At 73.6% G+C, this 13,442-nt stretch carries 12 protein-coding genes and 1 pseudogene; 5 read left to right on the top strand and 8 right to left on the bottom strand.

The annotated features are described in order from the left end of the window. Nucleotides 1-91: 91 nt before the first annotated feature. From ACTWJ9_RS10765 to ACTWJ9_RS10755, 3 genes are all read left to right on the top strand, one after another. The gene (locus ACTWJ9_RS10765; RefSeq protein WP_387042239.1) at nucleotides 92-1,501 is read left to right on the top strand and encodes a DUF2252 domain-containing protein; all 1,410 of its coding nucleotides are present in this window, start codon (nucleotides 92-94) and stop codon (nucleotides 1,499-1,501) included. Between the two features lie 174 nt (nucleotides 1,502-1,675). Continuing rightward, nucleotides 1,676-2,029, top strand: coding sequence for a DUF6247 family protein (locus tag ACTWJ9_RS10760; RefSeq protein ID WP_384213332.1), 354 nt, complete (start codon nucleotides 1,676-1,678; stop codon nucleotides 2,027-2,029). Then, complete coding sequence (locus tag ACTWJ9_RS10755) at nucleotides 2,026-2,298, top strand: hypothetical protein (RefSeq protein ID WP_443295617.1); 273 nt, start codon at nucleotides 2,026-2,028, stop codon at nucleotides 2,296-2,298. Before ACTWJ9_RS10760 ends, ACTWJ9_RS10755 begins: the two co-directional genes overlap by 4 nt. A gap of 3 nt (nucleotides 2,299-2,301) precedes the next feature. Here ACTWJ9_RS10755 and ACTWJ9_RS10750 read toward each other — a convergent pair whose 3' ends face one another. The 6 genes from ACTWJ9_RS10750 to ACTWJ9_RS10725 all read right to left on the bottom strand — a co-directional run bounded on the left by ACTWJ9_RS10750 (nucleotide 2,302) and on the right by ACTWJ9_RS10725 (nucleotide 9,842). Next, the gene (locus ACTWJ9_RS10750) at nucleotides 2,302-2,499 is read right to left on the bottom strand and encodes a hypothetical protein (protein WP_202282804.1); all 198 of its coding nucleotides are present in this window, start codon (nucleotides 2,497-2,499) and stop codon (nucleotides 2,302-2,304) included. Nucleotides 2,500-2,645: 146 nt separating this feature from the next. Further along, entirely contained in the window at nucleotides 2,646-5,318 is a 2,673-nt protein-coding gene (locus ACTWJ9_RS10745; RefSeq protein WP_388702845.1) for a LuxR C-terminal-related transcriptional regulator, read from the bottom strand. Nucleotides 5,319-5,521: 203 nt separating this feature from the next. Continuing rightward, entirely contained in the window at nucleotides 5,522-7,171 is a 1,650-nt protein-coding gene (locus tag ACTWJ9_RS10740; RefSeq protein WP_388702842.1) for a DHA2 family efflux MFS transporter permease subunit, read from the bottom strand. Between the two features lie 216 nt (nucleotides 7,172-7,387). Continuing rightward, nucleotides 7,388-7,861, bottom strand: a complete 474-nt coding sequence (locus ACTWJ9_RS10735) for a MarR family winged helix-turn-helix transcriptional regulator (protein WP_279334011.1) — start codon at nucleotides 7,859-7,861, stop codon at nucleotides 7,388-7,390. Nucleotides 7,862-7,944: 83 nt separating this feature from the next. Beyond that, nucleotides 7,945-8,796, bottom strand: coding sequence for a SirB1 family protein (locus ACTWJ9_RS10730; RefSeq protein ID WP_387042273.1), 852 nt, complete (start codon nucleotides 8,794-8,796; stop codon nucleotides 7,945-7,947). Nucleotides 8,797-8,813: 17 nt separating this feature from the next. Continuing rightward, the gene (locus tag ACTWJ9_RS10725; RefSeq protein ID WP_387042270.1) at nucleotides 8,814-9,842 is read right to left on the bottom strand and encodes a GNAT family N-acetyltransferase; all 1,029 of its coding nucleotides are present in this window, start codon (nucleotides 9,840-9,842) and stop codon (nucleotides 8,814-8,816) included. A gap of 140 nt (nucleotides 9,843-9,982) precedes the next feature. Here ACTWJ9_RS10725 and fdxA point away from each other — a divergent pair, with 140 nt between their 5' ends. Together fdxA and ACTWJ9_RS10715 are read left to right on the top strand one after the other, a co-directional pair. Beyond that, nucleotides 9,983-10,300 (top strand): ferredoxin, encoded by a 318-nt coding sequence (gene fdxA / locus ACTWJ9_RS10720; protein ID WP_055572727.1) that lies wholly within the window; start codon nucleotides 9,983-9,985, stop codon nucleotides 10,298-10,300. A 189-nt stretch (nucleotides 10,301-10,489) separates the two neighbouring features. Then, nucleotides 10,490-11,587: a bifunctional succinyldiaminopimelate transaminase/glutamate-prephenate aminotransferase gene (locus tag ACTWJ9_RS10715; RefSeq protein ID WP_279334008.1), complete on the top strand. Its 1,098-nt coding sequence runs from the start codon at nucleotides 10,490-10,492 to the stop codon at nucleotides 11,585-11,587. 263 nt (nucleotides 11,588-11,850) lie between these two features. Here the strand turns inward: ACTWJ9_RS10715 and ACTWJ9_RS10710 are convergent. Both ACTWJ9_RS10710 and ACTWJ9_RS10705 read right to left on the bottom strand, forming a co-directional pair. Continuing rightward, nucleotides 11,851-12,004: pseudogene (locus ACTWJ9_RS10710) on the bottom strand (ATP-binding protein); the annotation flags it as partial. Between the two features lie 335 nt (nucleotides 12,005-12,339). Further along, nucleotides 12,340-13,422, bottom strand: coding sequence for a heavy metal transporter (locus ACTWJ9_RS10705; RefSeq protein WP_443295615.1), 1,083 nt, complete (start codon nucleotides 13,420-13,422; stop codon nucleotides 12,340-12,342). Nucleotides 13,423-13,442 lie beyond the last annotated feature (20 nt).

Genomic DNA, 13,442 nt, shown 5'->3' with positions numbered 1-13,442 from the left:
GGTGATCCCGGCGGGGTACGGAGTGCGGTGCGCTGGAGAGCGGACGTACGCCGAAGCCGGCCGAAGCCGGCAGAAGCCAGGAGGCCGGACCATGACCGCACCGAGCGCCGTCGCCGCGGCCCTCTCCCCGGCCGAGCGGACCGAGCGGGGCCGACTGGCCCGCAAACGCGTCGCACGCTCGGCGCACAGTCGGTTCGCGCCCGGCCCCGACCGCTTCGACCCGGTCGACGTGCTCGCGCGCCAGTCGGCCACGCGGGTGCCCGAACTGGTCCCGATCCGGTACGGGCGCATGCTGGAGTCGCCGTTCCGCTTCTACCGGGGCGCCGCCTCGATCATGGCCGCCGACCTCGCCACGCTGCCGCACAGCGGGCTGGAGGTGCAGCTGTGCGGCGACGCGCACCTGCTGAACTTCCGGCTGCTGGCCTCACCGGAACGGCATCTCGTCTTCGACATCAACGACTTCGACGAGACCTTCCCCGGCCCCTTCGAATGGGACGTCAAACGGCTCGCCGCCAGCCTCGTCATCGCCGGCCGAGCCAACGGCTTCTCCGCGCGGGAGCAGAACAAGACGGTCATCGCCTGCGCACGGGCGTACCGCGAACGGATGCGGGACTTCGCCGGCATGCGCACCCTGGACATCTGGTACGCCCAGGACGACGTCGACCGGATGCGGGAACTCCTCGCCTCCTCCCTCGACCGGTCCGTCCGGCGCCGTACCGAACGGGCCGCCGAGCGGGCCCGCGCCCACACCTACCTCCAGGCCGTCGACCGGCTCACCCGGCTCACCCCCGAGGGCCGGCGGATCACCCCGGACCCGCCCCTGATCACCCCGCTGCGCGACCTGCTGGCCGACGCGCCCGGCCGCGACGAGGAGAGCGAACTGCGTTCCGTCCTCAAGGGATACGCGGACACCCTGTCCTCCGAGCGCCGGCATCTGCTGCGCCGGTACCGGCTCGTGGACACGGCCCGCAAGGTGGTCGGCGTCGGCAGCGTCGGCACCCGCTGCTGGGTCCTGCTCCTGCTCGGCCGGGACGACGACGATCCGCTGCTGCTCCAGGCCAAGGAGGCGCAGGAGTCGGTGCTCGAGCCGTACACGGACGCCGAACGTTTCGACAACCAGGGCCGCCGCGTGGTGACCGGGCAGCGCCTGATCCAGACGAGCAGCGACATCTTCCTGGGCTGGACCCGGGTACGGGGCCTGGACGACCGGCAGCGGGACTTCTACGTGCGCCAGCTGCGGGACTGGAAGGGCATCGCGCGCCCGGAGACCATGGACGCCCGCACGCTCGCCCTCTTCGGGGGCTGGTGCGGCGGCAGTCTGGCCCGCGCCCACGCCCGCTCCGGCGATCCCCTCGCGATCGCCGCCTACCTGGGCACGAGCGACCGTTTCGACCAGGCCCTCCCCGACTTCGCCCAGGCCTACGCCGACCGCAACGAGCGGGACTTCGAGGAACTCCGGACCGCCGTACGCTCCGGGAGGCTCACCGCCGAGAGCCTCTGACGCGCGGGCGGTCGTATGAGCGAACGGGGAGTGCGCCCGACCGGCGCCATACCCACCTCAGACGTCACGGACGCGTCGAAGAATCGCTTCTCCCTCACTCGTTCGAGCGGTGAGAAAGCGCCCATGCCCGATACGCTGACGCCCGGGATCAGAATCGTGCCCATGGGAGCAGCCATGACCACCTTCGCCGCCGGGCAACCACTCATCCCCCAGCCGCCTGCCACGGTTGCCGCGTTGCGCCAGGCGGTCAGCCAGATCGCGCCCGCGGCACTGCCGGCCTTCACCCGGGAGTTGGATCAGGCGGCTGACCAGTCCCGGCAGAGTTGCGACCTGACGCCGCTCCAGCGGTTCATCGGCCAGTGGGCCGTCTATGTCCATATCCAGCGTTGGCCCGAGCTGGCAGCAGACCTCCGACGCTGGGAAGACACCGTCGAGTCCGGCGACGCGGCTCAAGCACGAGAGGCCGCTTCTGAGATCGGCCGAATCCTGGACACGGCCCACGCGGCCATCGGTCTCCCGGCCCTGTGAGCACGGACTGGCGCTGGGAATACGACCCCGACCACGACCACGTGGTAGCCGGCATCCCCGTTCACGTCGTGGCTGAAGTGGAACGCCTGACCGACCAGCTCGTCGACCTTGCCGGTATGGGCATCGACCTCAGCGACATCGGCAACGGCCCTCGACCGGGCGGTCTGAGGCGCATGGATGCCGCCGGCGGCTGGTTCTACTTCCTGGTGGCGCCACGTGACCCGCTGATCATCGTGGTCCGTATCGTGCCGCCGTTCGACGCGCTGTAGGGGTCACTGGGGGGTCGGGCGCATTTCGACGACGCGGAGGCCCAGGGAGCGCAGGCGGGCCAGGAGTCCGTACAGGTGTGCCTCGTCGACGACCTGGCCGAACAGCACGGTCTGGCCCCGCATCACGACATGGTCCAGCTCGGGGAAGGTCTCGGTCAGCGTGTCCGACATGTGGCCGTCGACGCGGATCTCGTAGTGCATGCGCCCTCCTCCCACGGCTCGGGAGCGGCGGCAGACGTGCTGCCACCCTGCGATCGTCCACCCCGCCCGGCCGCCCCGCCCTCACCCGTGGCAGGTGAGCGGGGCGGCGGGCGGGGCGGTGAACGGCCCGCGCGCGGCGGCCGTGCTCACAGCAGCCGCAGATCGCGGGCCCGGCGGACGGCGTCGGCGCGGCGGTTGACGTCGAGCTTCCGGTAGACGCTCTTGAGGTGGGTCTTCACCGTGTTGACCGACACGTACAGGTCGGCGGCGATCTCCTCGGTCGTCATCATCCGCGCCAGCCGCCGCAGCACGTCCCGCTCCCGGCCGCTCAGCTCCTCCACCACGGGCGGCACGGGGGGCGGCGGCACGTCGGCGGAGCCGGTGACGAGCCAGCCCGCGGCCAGCCCCCGCAGCGGGTCCGTGTCCAGCAGCGGTGCGATCCAGGGGCCGGCGTCCACGAAGGGGCGGCGCAGATGCCCGTGCCGGGCGCCGCGCAGCGCCGTGGTGAGCCACCGGCGGGCGGTGGCCGGATCGCCCGTCAGGTGCCCGTTCCAGGCCCGTACCAGGGCGGCCCGCACGGACACGCCGGGGCCGGTGCGGGCCGCGCCCTGCAGTGCGTCGAGGAGTGCGGCCGCCTCACCGGGGCGGCCCGCGGCGAGCTGCAGCCTGGCGGCCTCCACGACACAGGCCGGCTGGTCGAGGGGCACCTCGCGGAGCGCCTCGGCGGCGGTCTGCGGCCGTCCCTCGGCCAGGTGCGCGGCGGCCTCCGCCAGCGCCGCGTGGCCCCGCACCCAGGGGGAGGGCACCTCGGCGGTGACGTCCGGCCGGGCCGCCCGGACGGCGGCGCGCGCGTCACCGCGGGCCAGCAGCAGCCGGACCGTGGCGACGGCCCGCCCCGCCAGCGCGACCGGGTCGTGCGAGGCGTCCCCCTCCGTGGGGGTGACCGCCTCGTCGAGCAGTTCCTGCGCCCGGTCCAGCTCGTCGCGGTCCACCGCCACCGCCGCCAGCACCAGCCGCTCCATGCCGGTGCCGGGCGGGCCGGGAAGGCTGTACCGCGCGGTCTCGGCCAGCGCCTGGGACGCCTTGTGCTCCGCCCGGCCGGGCCAGCCGTTGAGCTGGTCGATCAGCGCGAGCTGGGCCAGGGCGTCCTGTCTGGGCAGCGCGGTCGACGCCCCCTCGGGCCCGGTGGCGGCCGCGGTCAGGGCCGTCCGGGCGTCCTCGAAGCGGCCCGCCCACAGCCGGGCCGAGCCCAGGTGGGTCAGCAGCAGCGCGGTGAGCTCGGGATGCCGGTCCAGCAGGTCGGCGGGTACGGCACCGCGCAGCTCCCCGGCCAGCCGGGCGGCCCGCTCCGCACGCGCCGGGGACCCCGTCAGCCGGGCCGCCAGCACCTCCAGCAGCGCCCAGCACAGCCGCGCCGCCACCGGGTCCGGGGCGGCCCCCTCGGCCACCTGCCTCCCGGCGCGCTCCAGCCGGGCCGGCCCCCGGTCCAGATCGCCGTGGGCCAGGTCGCGGGCCGCCCGGACGAGTTCCGGCGCGGGGCCCGTCGCGTCGGGCGCCATACGGGAGAACAGGTCGTCCAGACCGGCCGAGCGCAGCCCGGTGAACAGCTGGCCGATGGCCAGATCGGAGACCAGGGTGCCGGCGGCGAAGTCCCAGTCACCGGCGGCGGCGCCGTGGACGAGCGTCTCCGGCAGGAATCCCGCGCCCTTCAGCCAGCGCGCGGCCCGCCGGTGCAGTTCCGGTGCCAGACCGGGGTGCCGCATCGCCAGATGGGCCCGCAGGATCTCCGCGAACAACGGGTGCAGGCCGTACCAGCAGTGCCCGAGATGCTGCACGAAGGCGTTGCGCTGGTGCAGGGAGTGCAGCACGGGCCCGGCGTCCGAGCGCCCCGTCAGCGCGTTCGCGAGGTCGGGGCAGAACCGCTCCAGGACACTGACCCGCAGCAGCAGGTCCTGCGTGTCGGGCGGCTGGATGTTCAGCACCTCGGCCAGCAGGAAGTCGGCCACCGTGCTCTGCCCGGCCTCGAACTCCTTCAGATACGTCTCCGGGTCGGGGCTCTCCCGCGCGGCCAGCGCGCACAGCCGCAGCCCGGCGGCCCACCCCCCGGTACGGTCCACGAGGGCGTGCGCGACGGACGCGGGCAGGGACAGCCCGTGCCGGTCGAGGAGTTCACCGGCCTCCCGCGCGGTGAACGCCAGTTCCGCGTCCCGGATCTCCGTCAGCTCTCCGGCGGCCCGGTAGCGGTGCAGCGGCAGCAGCGGTTCCGTACGGGACACCACGACCAGACGCAGGCCCCCTCCCGCGTGCCGCAGGACGAAGTCCAGCTGGGCGGCCGTCTCCGGCGCGGCGACCCGGTCGAACTCGTCGAGCACGAGGACCGCCGGCCGCCGCGCCGCCGCCGGGCCGCTCAGTTCGGCGGCCAGCCGGTTCAGCAGCCCCTCGTCCACCCGGCTCGGGTCGGCGGGGCAGCCCACCGCCGCGGGGACCGGCACCCCGGCGGTGTGCAGGGCCCGCAGCACGTACGCCCAGAACACGCCGGGCCGCAGATGCGGCGCGTCGGTGGTGAGCCAGGCCACGGGCCGGCCGAGGCCGGCCGCCCAGTCCGCGACGAGCAGGGTCTTGCCGGCTCCCGCCGCCCCGTTGACGATCGTCAGAGGTGTGGCGAGGGCACCGTCGAGATGCCGGATCAGACGCTCCCGGCGCAGGAACGTGACCGGTCTCGGGGGGACCGCGTACCGGGTCCGCAGGAACGGGTCCCCCCGGGGATCGACATCAGGGAGGTCGGGGGTGTCCCGCTCCGGGACGTCGTCGATGGCCATGGCGCTCACCACCCACCGTCGGCCGCCTCACGCGCGGCGCTTCACCTTCCAGCATCCCAGCGTCGGCCCCGCCCCGCGCGCCGCGGCGGTGTCCGCGCGGGGGCGGCCCGGGAAGACACGGAGGCGGCGCTGCCGGAGCCGAACTCGGCTCCGGCAGCGCCGCCTCCCGGGCCTGCGCGCCCGTACGCGCGGGCGCCGTGGGGTCAGTGAGCGGCGACGGTCACCGCGGGCTCCGGGGCGTCCGCCGACCGGGCACGCATGTTCCTCGCCTCCTCGGCGCGGCTCTTGATGCCGATGACGGCGGCCACGGCACCGAGGACGCACAGGACGCCGGTGACGGTGACGGCGGAGTGCAGACCGTTGACGAACGCCTGGCCGCTGCCCTCGACGACGGCGGCCCTGAGCTGTGCCGGCATGTCGCCGGCGACCGGGGCGATGCCCATCGTGACGGCGTCCTCGGCCTGCTGCAGGCCGTGCGCGGTGTCCGTCGGGACCCCCGCGGCGGTCAGCTCGCCGAACAGCGTGGAGCCGACCCGGCCGGCGATCACGGTGACCAGCACCGAGGTGCCGAGCGCGCCACCGATCTGCAGCATCGTGGACTGCAGGCCGGAGGCCACACCGCCGTCCTCGACCGGCGCGTTGCCGATGATCGCGGCGGCGGTGGCGGGCAGCACGATGCCGACGCCGAGGCCCATCGCGACGAACGGCGGCCACATCGTCGCGTAGGACGAGTCGACGGTCCAGGTGAGCATGGAGAACATGGCGGCGGCCGAGAGGGTCAGACCCAGCGGGATCGTGACGCGTGCGCCGAAGCGGGCGGTCAGCTGGGAGCCGATCGGCGAGGCGAACAGCGACGCGATCGACATCGGCAGGGTGCTGACACCGGCCTCGACCGGCGTGTAGCCCCGCACGTTCTGCAAATACAGCATGATGAAGAAGATGCCGCCGAGCATCACGAAGAAGTTCAGCAGGGTCATGACCGCGCCGGTGGTCAGCGACCGGTTGCGGAACAGGCGCATCGGCAGCAGCGGGTGCTCCTGCCGGGTCTCGTACCAGCCGAAGACGACCAGGAGTGCCAGACCGAGGACGATGGCGCCGAGGGTTCCGGCAGAGGTCCAGCCCCACGTCTCGCCCTTGACGATGCCGAAGACCAGGGCGACCATGCCCGCGGCGAGCAGGATGACGCCGGGGATGTCGAAGCGGTGCCGGCCGATGGGGTTCTTGGACTCGGCGAGGACCGCCATGCTGAACAGCAGCGCGACGACACCGATCGGCGCGTTCAGGTAGAAAACCGACTCCCAGCTGACGTGCTCGACGAGCAGACCGCCGACGATCGGGCCCAGCGAGGTCGACACGGCCGAGACCATGCCCCAGATGCCCACCGCGAGGGGGAACCGCTTCGGCGGGAAGACGGCGCGCAGGATGCCCAGGGTGTTGGGCATCAGGATGCCGCCCGCCACACCCTGCAGGGCGCGGAAGACGATGACGCCCTCGATGCTGCCGACCAGGCCGATGGCGACCGAGGTGACGACGAAGCCGCCGATGCCGACGAGGTAGTAGAAGCGCCGGCCGAACCGGTCGCCGAGCTTGCCGCCGAGGATCATCGAGGCGGCGAGCGCGATCAGGTAGGAGTTGGTGACCCACTGCAGTTCCGCGGTGCTGGCCCCGAGGTCCTTGCCGATCGCCGGGTTGGCGATGGCGACGACGGAACCGTCGAGCTGCACCATGAGCAGGCCGAACGAGACCGCGATCAGCGCGAGCCAGGGGTTGGCCCGGAGCCGCTCGAGCGTCGACTGCGGGGAGGCAGCCGTGCCGGGGGCGGGGGCGGAGTGATCCACGGGTGTGGACGCCATGAAGGAAGCCGTTTCTTTCTCTGAAGGGGACGAACGAACCGCGCGGCGCACGACCGCGGGCGGGCAGCCGGGCAGCCGGGCAGCCGGGCAGCCGGGCAGTCGGGTGTGCGGGGCCGGGCCGTGAGCGGGTCGGCCCACGGGGAACCGCCCCGAAGCAGCACTGCTTCGGGGGGACGGACTGCCCTGGGGAAAGGGAGAGGAGCGGTGAGGCCCTCGTCAGTGGGCGGCCGGGTGGAGGTGCCGGGCCAGTGCTTTCAGCGCGCCGACGGCGGAACCGAGTGCGTCCAGCTCACCGTCGGTGAGGGACTGCAGTGCCCGGCCGAGATGGCTCTGCTCGAGAGTGTCCACCTCGGCGATGCGCTGCCGCGAGGCCTCGGTGAGGTGGAGGTGGGCGATCCGCTTGTCGGCGCCGTCCTGCCGCCGCTCCAGCTCTCCCCGCTCCGTGAGCTGGGAGACCAGCGCGCTGACGTTGTTGGGCTTCATCAGCAGCGCCTCGGCCGCCTCGCGCACCGTGGCGCCCTCACGCCGGGCGACGAACCTCAGCAGGGCGAGCTGCCCCTCGGACGGCTTCGGGTGCGGATACTCGCTCGCCACCCGCCGGTCCAGGGCCCGGTGCAGCGCGGGCAGGCACGCCGCGAGCTCGGAGCTCACGTGCGCGACGCGCTGTTCGGGGGCACTGCTGCTGGACACCAGAAGATGATAAGTATCCGGGCATACCTATGTCAAGATAGTCATGCGATCGGTGCTCCAGACCCCCTGGCCGAGATCGCCCCCTAGTTGAGCAGGGCCCGTGCCGCTCGGGCCTGGCCCCGGATCCGCTCCGCGGTCGGCTCGTCCACCGCGGCCACCACCTCGGCGTACGCCTCCAGCTCGTCCGCGCCGTCGGCGAAGTCACCGCGCTGCACCAGCAGCTGAGCCCGCTCGTACCGCAGCCGGGCCGGCCGGGAGGGGAGCAGCAGGGACAGCTCCACCGCCCACAGCGCCACGTCCGACCGCTCCGGGCGGGCGGACGCCCAGGCCCGGATGTTGTTCAGGATGCGCAGGACGACGTCCAGCGGATCGGCCGGCGTCAGCATCGACGCGTCCAGCGGTGCCCCCGTGGCCCCGGCGACCAGCAGATCCGCGTCGGCCCCGGTCAGCACCCGCCCCCCGTCGAAGGGATCGACGAGCACCCGCTGCTCCGCCTTTCCGAGGCCCACCACGAAATGTCCGGGCAGCGCGACCCCGTACACCGGGGCGCCCGCCCGCCGGGCCACCTCCAGCCACACCACCGACAGCAGGATCGGCAGCCCGCGCCGGCGGCGCAGCACTTCGTGCAGCAGGGACGACTCCAGGCGCCGGTAGTCGCCCGGGGTGCCGTGGAATCCGTACCGCTCGCCCAGCAGCTCCCGCAGCGCCGTCGCCCAGGCGTGCGGGGAGCCGGGCCGGTAGGGGAGCCGGCCGGCCAGCGCGTCCAGCTCGATCTGCGCGGTGTCCATGCCCGCCTCGTCCAGCGTGCCGTCCGCCTCCGCACCGACCAGCAGGCAGAGCGCGGACAGGTCCGGCTGCTCGGAGCGGGCCTCCTCGGTGAACCGCCGTCGCAGCTCGGCGGACCGTTCCGGGGACGGGGGGCGGGGGGAGCGCATAACCGGTCAGTGCCCTCTCACGGCGATCCGTCACCTGCCGGAGCCGGTGAGCCGGGCGCGCGGTAGTGGTGGTACGTGTGATGCGTGGCGAAGCCCATCCTGTCGTACAGGGCGCGTGCTTCCACGTTGTCCTCCTCGACCTGGAGCCACGCGGCCGACGCGCCCTCGTCCAGCGCCCGCCGGGCCAGCGCCGCCATCACGGCCGTCGCGAGCCCGCGCCGCCGCCGCGCCGGGTCCACCTCGACCGCCGCGAAGCCCGCCCACCGCCCGTCGACGACGCACCGCCCGATCGCGTCCGGCGCGGACCCGCCCGGCACGGTCGCGAACCACACCGAGGGGCCGCTGTTCAGGACCTCCAGGGCCACCTCGCTCACGCCCCTGCGCCGGTAGCGCCTGAGCCACGCCTCGTCGGCCTCCCGGGACAGCACGACCTCGGAGCCCTCGGCCGGGTCGGCCGGGTCGGCGATCGGGGCGAGGCCGCCGATCCACAGCTCGGCGGTCACCTCGCGCACCCAGCCCCGCCGTTCCAGCTCCGCGCACAACTGCTCCTGCGCGCCCGCGGCGCCGGTCGCCGTCTGGAGGTAGGCGGGCAGCCCCCGGTCGGCGTACCAGCGGCGTACGGCCGTCAGCGCCTCGTCCAGCGGCACACCCGGGTCGCCGAGCGGCAGCACGGAGTTGGCCCGGCGGGTGAAGCCGGCCGCCGCCCTCAGCTCCCAGTCGCCCAGCCGCTCGCTCTCCACCGGCCGCCACGCCCGCGCGGCCACCCGCGCCAGTTCCTCGTACGAGGCGGCCGGGCCGCGCCTGCGGGCCGGGGCGGACGGCACCACCTTGCCCGCGACCAGGGCGGATTCCGCGATGCGGATGCTTTCCCCGCTCTTCCGTGTGATCCGCAGCACACCGTTGTCCCATGATGTGAGAACCCCGACCGTGTCGGTGAACCTCTCACCCGGTGGACCGTGTGGGATCAAGCTTCGTACGGAGACCCGTTTGCCCACGTCAGCAGCGGTGATGCGGACCTCGAGACGCCCGGCCGCAGATATTTCCACAGGTCAGTTCACCCCTCCTGTTCGGATCTTGCCCCGGAACGGAGATACTAGGGGCGGGCATCGACGACGCCGCGCTCCCGCGCGCCAGGCGGCGGAGCCTGAGGAGGCCCGCCGGCGCCCAATCGAGGAGGAACGACAGCGTGACCTACGTCATCGCGCAGCCTTGTGTCGACGTGAAGGACAAGGCGTGCATCGAGGAGTGCCCGGTCGACTGCATCTACGAGGGCCAGCGGTCCTTGTACATCCACCCGGACGAATGTGTCGACTGCGGCGCCTGTGAACCGGTCTGCCCGGTCGAGGCCATCTTCTACGAGGACGACACTCCCGAGGAGTGGAAGGACTACTACAAGGCGAACGTCGAGTTCTTCGACGACCTCGGCTCGCCCGGCGGTGCCAGCAAGCTGGGGCTGATCGAGCGAGACCACCCGTTCATCGCCGCGCTGCCGCCGCAGGCCTAGAACGCGCTGATCGCGCACCGGCGGTGCGCCCCGGAATCCGGGGTCTGCCGTTGCGCGCGGCCCGCACGTCCGTGCCGCCTCGGCTCCGTACGGTCCGATCGCATCCGATCGCCGTACGGGGCCGAGGCGTTTGCCGTACCGGTGCAGCAGCGCGGCAGCAGTGCCGCACCAGAAAGTGAGCCAGAACCCGTGTCCGCAGTCTCCGACCGGCTGCCCACCTTCCCCTGGGACAAGCTGGAGCCCTACAAGAAGACGGCCGCCGGGCACCCCGACGGCATCGTCGACCTCTCGGTCGGCACCCCCGTCGACCCGGTCCCCGAACGGATCCAGAAAGCCCTGATCGCCGCGGCGGACTCCCCGGGCTATCCCACGGTCTGGGGCACCCCGGAACTGCGCGACGCGCTCACCCACTGGGTGGAGCGTCGCCTGGGGGCCCGTGAGATCACCCACCGCCATGTGCTGCCGGTCGTCGGCTCCAAGGAACTGGTCGCCTGGCTCCCCACCCAGCTGGGCCTCGGTCCCGGCGACCGGGTGGCGTACCCGCGCCTGGCCTATCCGACGTACGAGGTCGGCGCCCGCCTGGCCCGCGCGGAGCACGAGGCGTACGACGACCCGACCGCACTGGACCCGGCGGGCCTGAAGCTCCTCTGGCTGAACTCCCCGTCCAACCCGACGGGCAAGGTGCTCTCCAAGGCGGAGCTGACCCGGATCGTCGCCTGGGCCCGTGAACACGGCGTCCTCGTCTTCTCCGACGAGTGCTACCTCGAACTGGGCTGGGACGCCGAACCGGTCTCGGTGCTGCACCCCGACGTCAACGGCGGCTCGTACGAGGGCATCGTCTCCGTGCACTCGCTGTCCAAGCGGTCCAACCTCGCGGGCTACCGCGCCGCCTTCCTGGCCGGTGACCCCGACGTCCTCGGGCCGCTGCTGCAGATCCGCAAGCACGGCGGCATGATGACCTCGGCGCCCACCCAGGCGGCCATGGTGGCGGCCCTGGGCGACGACGAGCACGTGCGCGTCCAGCGCGAGCGGTACGCGGCCCGCCGCACCGCCCTGCGGATGGCCCTTCTGGGGCACGGCTTCCGGATCGAGCACAGCGAGGCCGGGCTCTACCTGTGGGCCACCCGCGACGAGTCCTGCTGGGACACCGTCGGCCGCCTCGCCGAGCGCGGCGTCCTGGTCGCGCCGGGCGACTTCTACGGCCCGGCGGGCGAGAAGTTCGTACGCGTCGCCGTGACCGCCACGGACGAGCGCGTCCGCGCGGCGGTGGAGCGACTGAAGGCGTGACGCGGCGAACACGACGCGGCGGGCGTGACGCCGTGGAGTGCACGACGTGCGCGGACGGGGCCCGGGGGAACCCGGGCCCCGTCCGCGTGGTGGGGGGCACGCACCGGCGTACGGGCCGGGGCGGTGGGGGTGGGCTCAGCCGATCGGCAGCGACGCGGCCGGCAGGGTCCGGGCGGTCGGCACGCCGTCCAGGGGGAGGGAGCCGGTGGTGCCCGTGGCGTCGTTGACGACCTGCGTCGTGTCGTTCACGGGGGAGGCCAGGTTCGACCCGTCCAGGGCGGTCAGCCCGCCGACGTTCGGGGTGGCCGGCAGCGCCGGGGCCGCGACGGCGGAACCGGCCGCACCGACCCCGGCGGCCGCTCCGGCGGCGACGAGCAGCGCGGCACGGGCGATCCGGCGGGTCAGGGGGAGGGACATGGTGCTCCTTGAGCGGGAGGGGACGATGGCGTGTCCGTCCGGACCCGGCGGTCGATCCCCGGGCTCGGACGCAGTGAATACCGCTCGAGGGCAGGGAAGGTTGCGGCAGGGCGACGTAAAGAGTTGGCAATGCGTCGCATGATCGGCTGGGCGTAAAAGCGGACGAACGGTGCGCGGTCCGGCGGGCTGGCGAATGGTTACGGCGGCGCGGCCCCAAGGGACACCGCCGGACCGGGGCTGACGACGCGACACCTCGCGCACGCCGTCAGCGGCCCGCACTCCGGACAACCCCTGGGGGCGACCTCTCGCACCACTGTGCGGCGCCCCTGTGGGGGCTACCGCGCGGTCGTGATCCGGACCTCGCCCGCGCCGTCGCCCGCGGCCCCGGTGTTCTTTCCACCGTTCTTGCCGTCGGTCTCGCCGTCGTTCTCACCGGCGGTCTCGCCGTCGAGCGTGCGCCACTGGTGGCCGGCGTTCCCCGCGGTCCACTCCCGTCCGGCGTACGCCACCCGCTCCAGGCGCAACTCGGAGGCGTTGGCCACGGCCCAGTGCGCGAGCTGCCAGCCCTGTGCCCCGGCCTTCCGTCCCGCGTCGGCGTCGGCGCGGACCGACAGCGTCACGGTCCGCCCGTCGGAGTCGACGTCGGCATCCGCCAAGGGCGCGTCGGGAGCGTCGGGCGGGGGCGACGACGCGGGCGGCGCGGACGGCACGGGGGAGGGGGCCGAGGGGTCCGCCGTGTCGCTCACCTCGGCACCGGCGGGCTCCAGCGTGCCCCCTCCGAAGTCCCGGGCCAGCGCCGCGCGCACCGCGTCGGTACCCGCCGCACGGGTCGTCCCCGGGCGGCCCTTGCAGGTCAGGGTGGCCGCCGAGTGACCGGTGAGGGCGGCGGCCAGCAGGGTGGCGTCCGGCTCGTGCTTGGCGTACGCCTGCGGGAAGCCGCTGAGCTGCACCCGCTGCGCGGCGACGGTGAGCGGCAGCCGGGTGTAGCCCGGCACCTTCTCCAGGCCCTCGTAGAACTTCTCCGCCGAGTACACCGGGTCCATGATCTCCTCCGGTGTGCCCCAGCCCTGCGAGGGCCGCTGCTGGAACAGGCCGAGCGAGTCGCGGTCGCCGTAGTCGATGTTCCGCAGCGCCGACTCCTGGAGGGCCGTCGCCAGCGCGATCGTCACGGCCCGCTCGGGCAGTTCGCGCGCGGTGCCCACGGCGGTGATCGTCGCCGCGTTCACCGCCTGCTCCGGAGTGAACTCGTACGTGGCTCCGTCGCCCTTGCCCGACACGACGCGGCAGCCCGGCCCGCTGCCGCCCCCCGAGTCGTACTGGACCGCGAGGTAGCCGGCGACTCCGAGGAGAACCACGGAGGCCGCCCCGAAGCGGAGGAGACGGCCCCGGCGCCTGGAAGGAAGAGGTGGCTCTGACACGCGTACAAGGTACTGGAGAG

The organism is Streptomyces sp. GDS52 (genome assembly GCF_052246875.1).
Classification (GTDB): domain Bacteria; phylum Actinomycetota; class Actinomycetes; order Streptomycetales; family Streptomycetaceae; genus Streptomyces; species Streptomyces cathayae.
This window is presented reverse-complemented; position numbering and strand designations above follow the sequence as displayed.

Bases quoted from the DNA above. Each gene is read 5' to 3' on its own strand.
- ACTWJ9_RS10765 (WP_387042239.1), top strand. From the start codon at position 92: ATGACCGCACCGAGCGCCGTCGCCGCGGCCCTCTCCCCGGCCGAGCGG.
- ACTWJ9_RS10760 (WP_384213332.1), top strand. From the start codon at position 1,676: ATGACCACCTTCGCCGCCGGGCAACCACTCATCCCCCAGCCGCCTGCC.
- ACTWJ9_RS10750 (WP_202282804.1), bottom strand. From the start codon at position 2,499: ATGCACTACGAGATCCGCGTCGACGGCCACATGTCGGACACGCTGACC.
- ACTWJ9_RS10745 (WP_388702845.1), bottom strand. From the start codon at position 5,318: ATGGCCATCGACGACGTCCCGGAGCGGGACACCCCCGACCTCCCTGAT.
- ACTWJ9_RS10740 (WP_388702842.1), bottom strand. From the start codon at position 7,171: ATGGCGTCCACACCCGTGGATCACTCCGCCCCCGCCCCCGGCACGGCT.
- ACTWJ9_RS10730 (WP_387042273.1), bottom strand. From the start codon at position 8,796: ATGCGCTCCCCCCGCCCCCCGTCCCCGGAACGGTCCGCCGAGCTGCGA.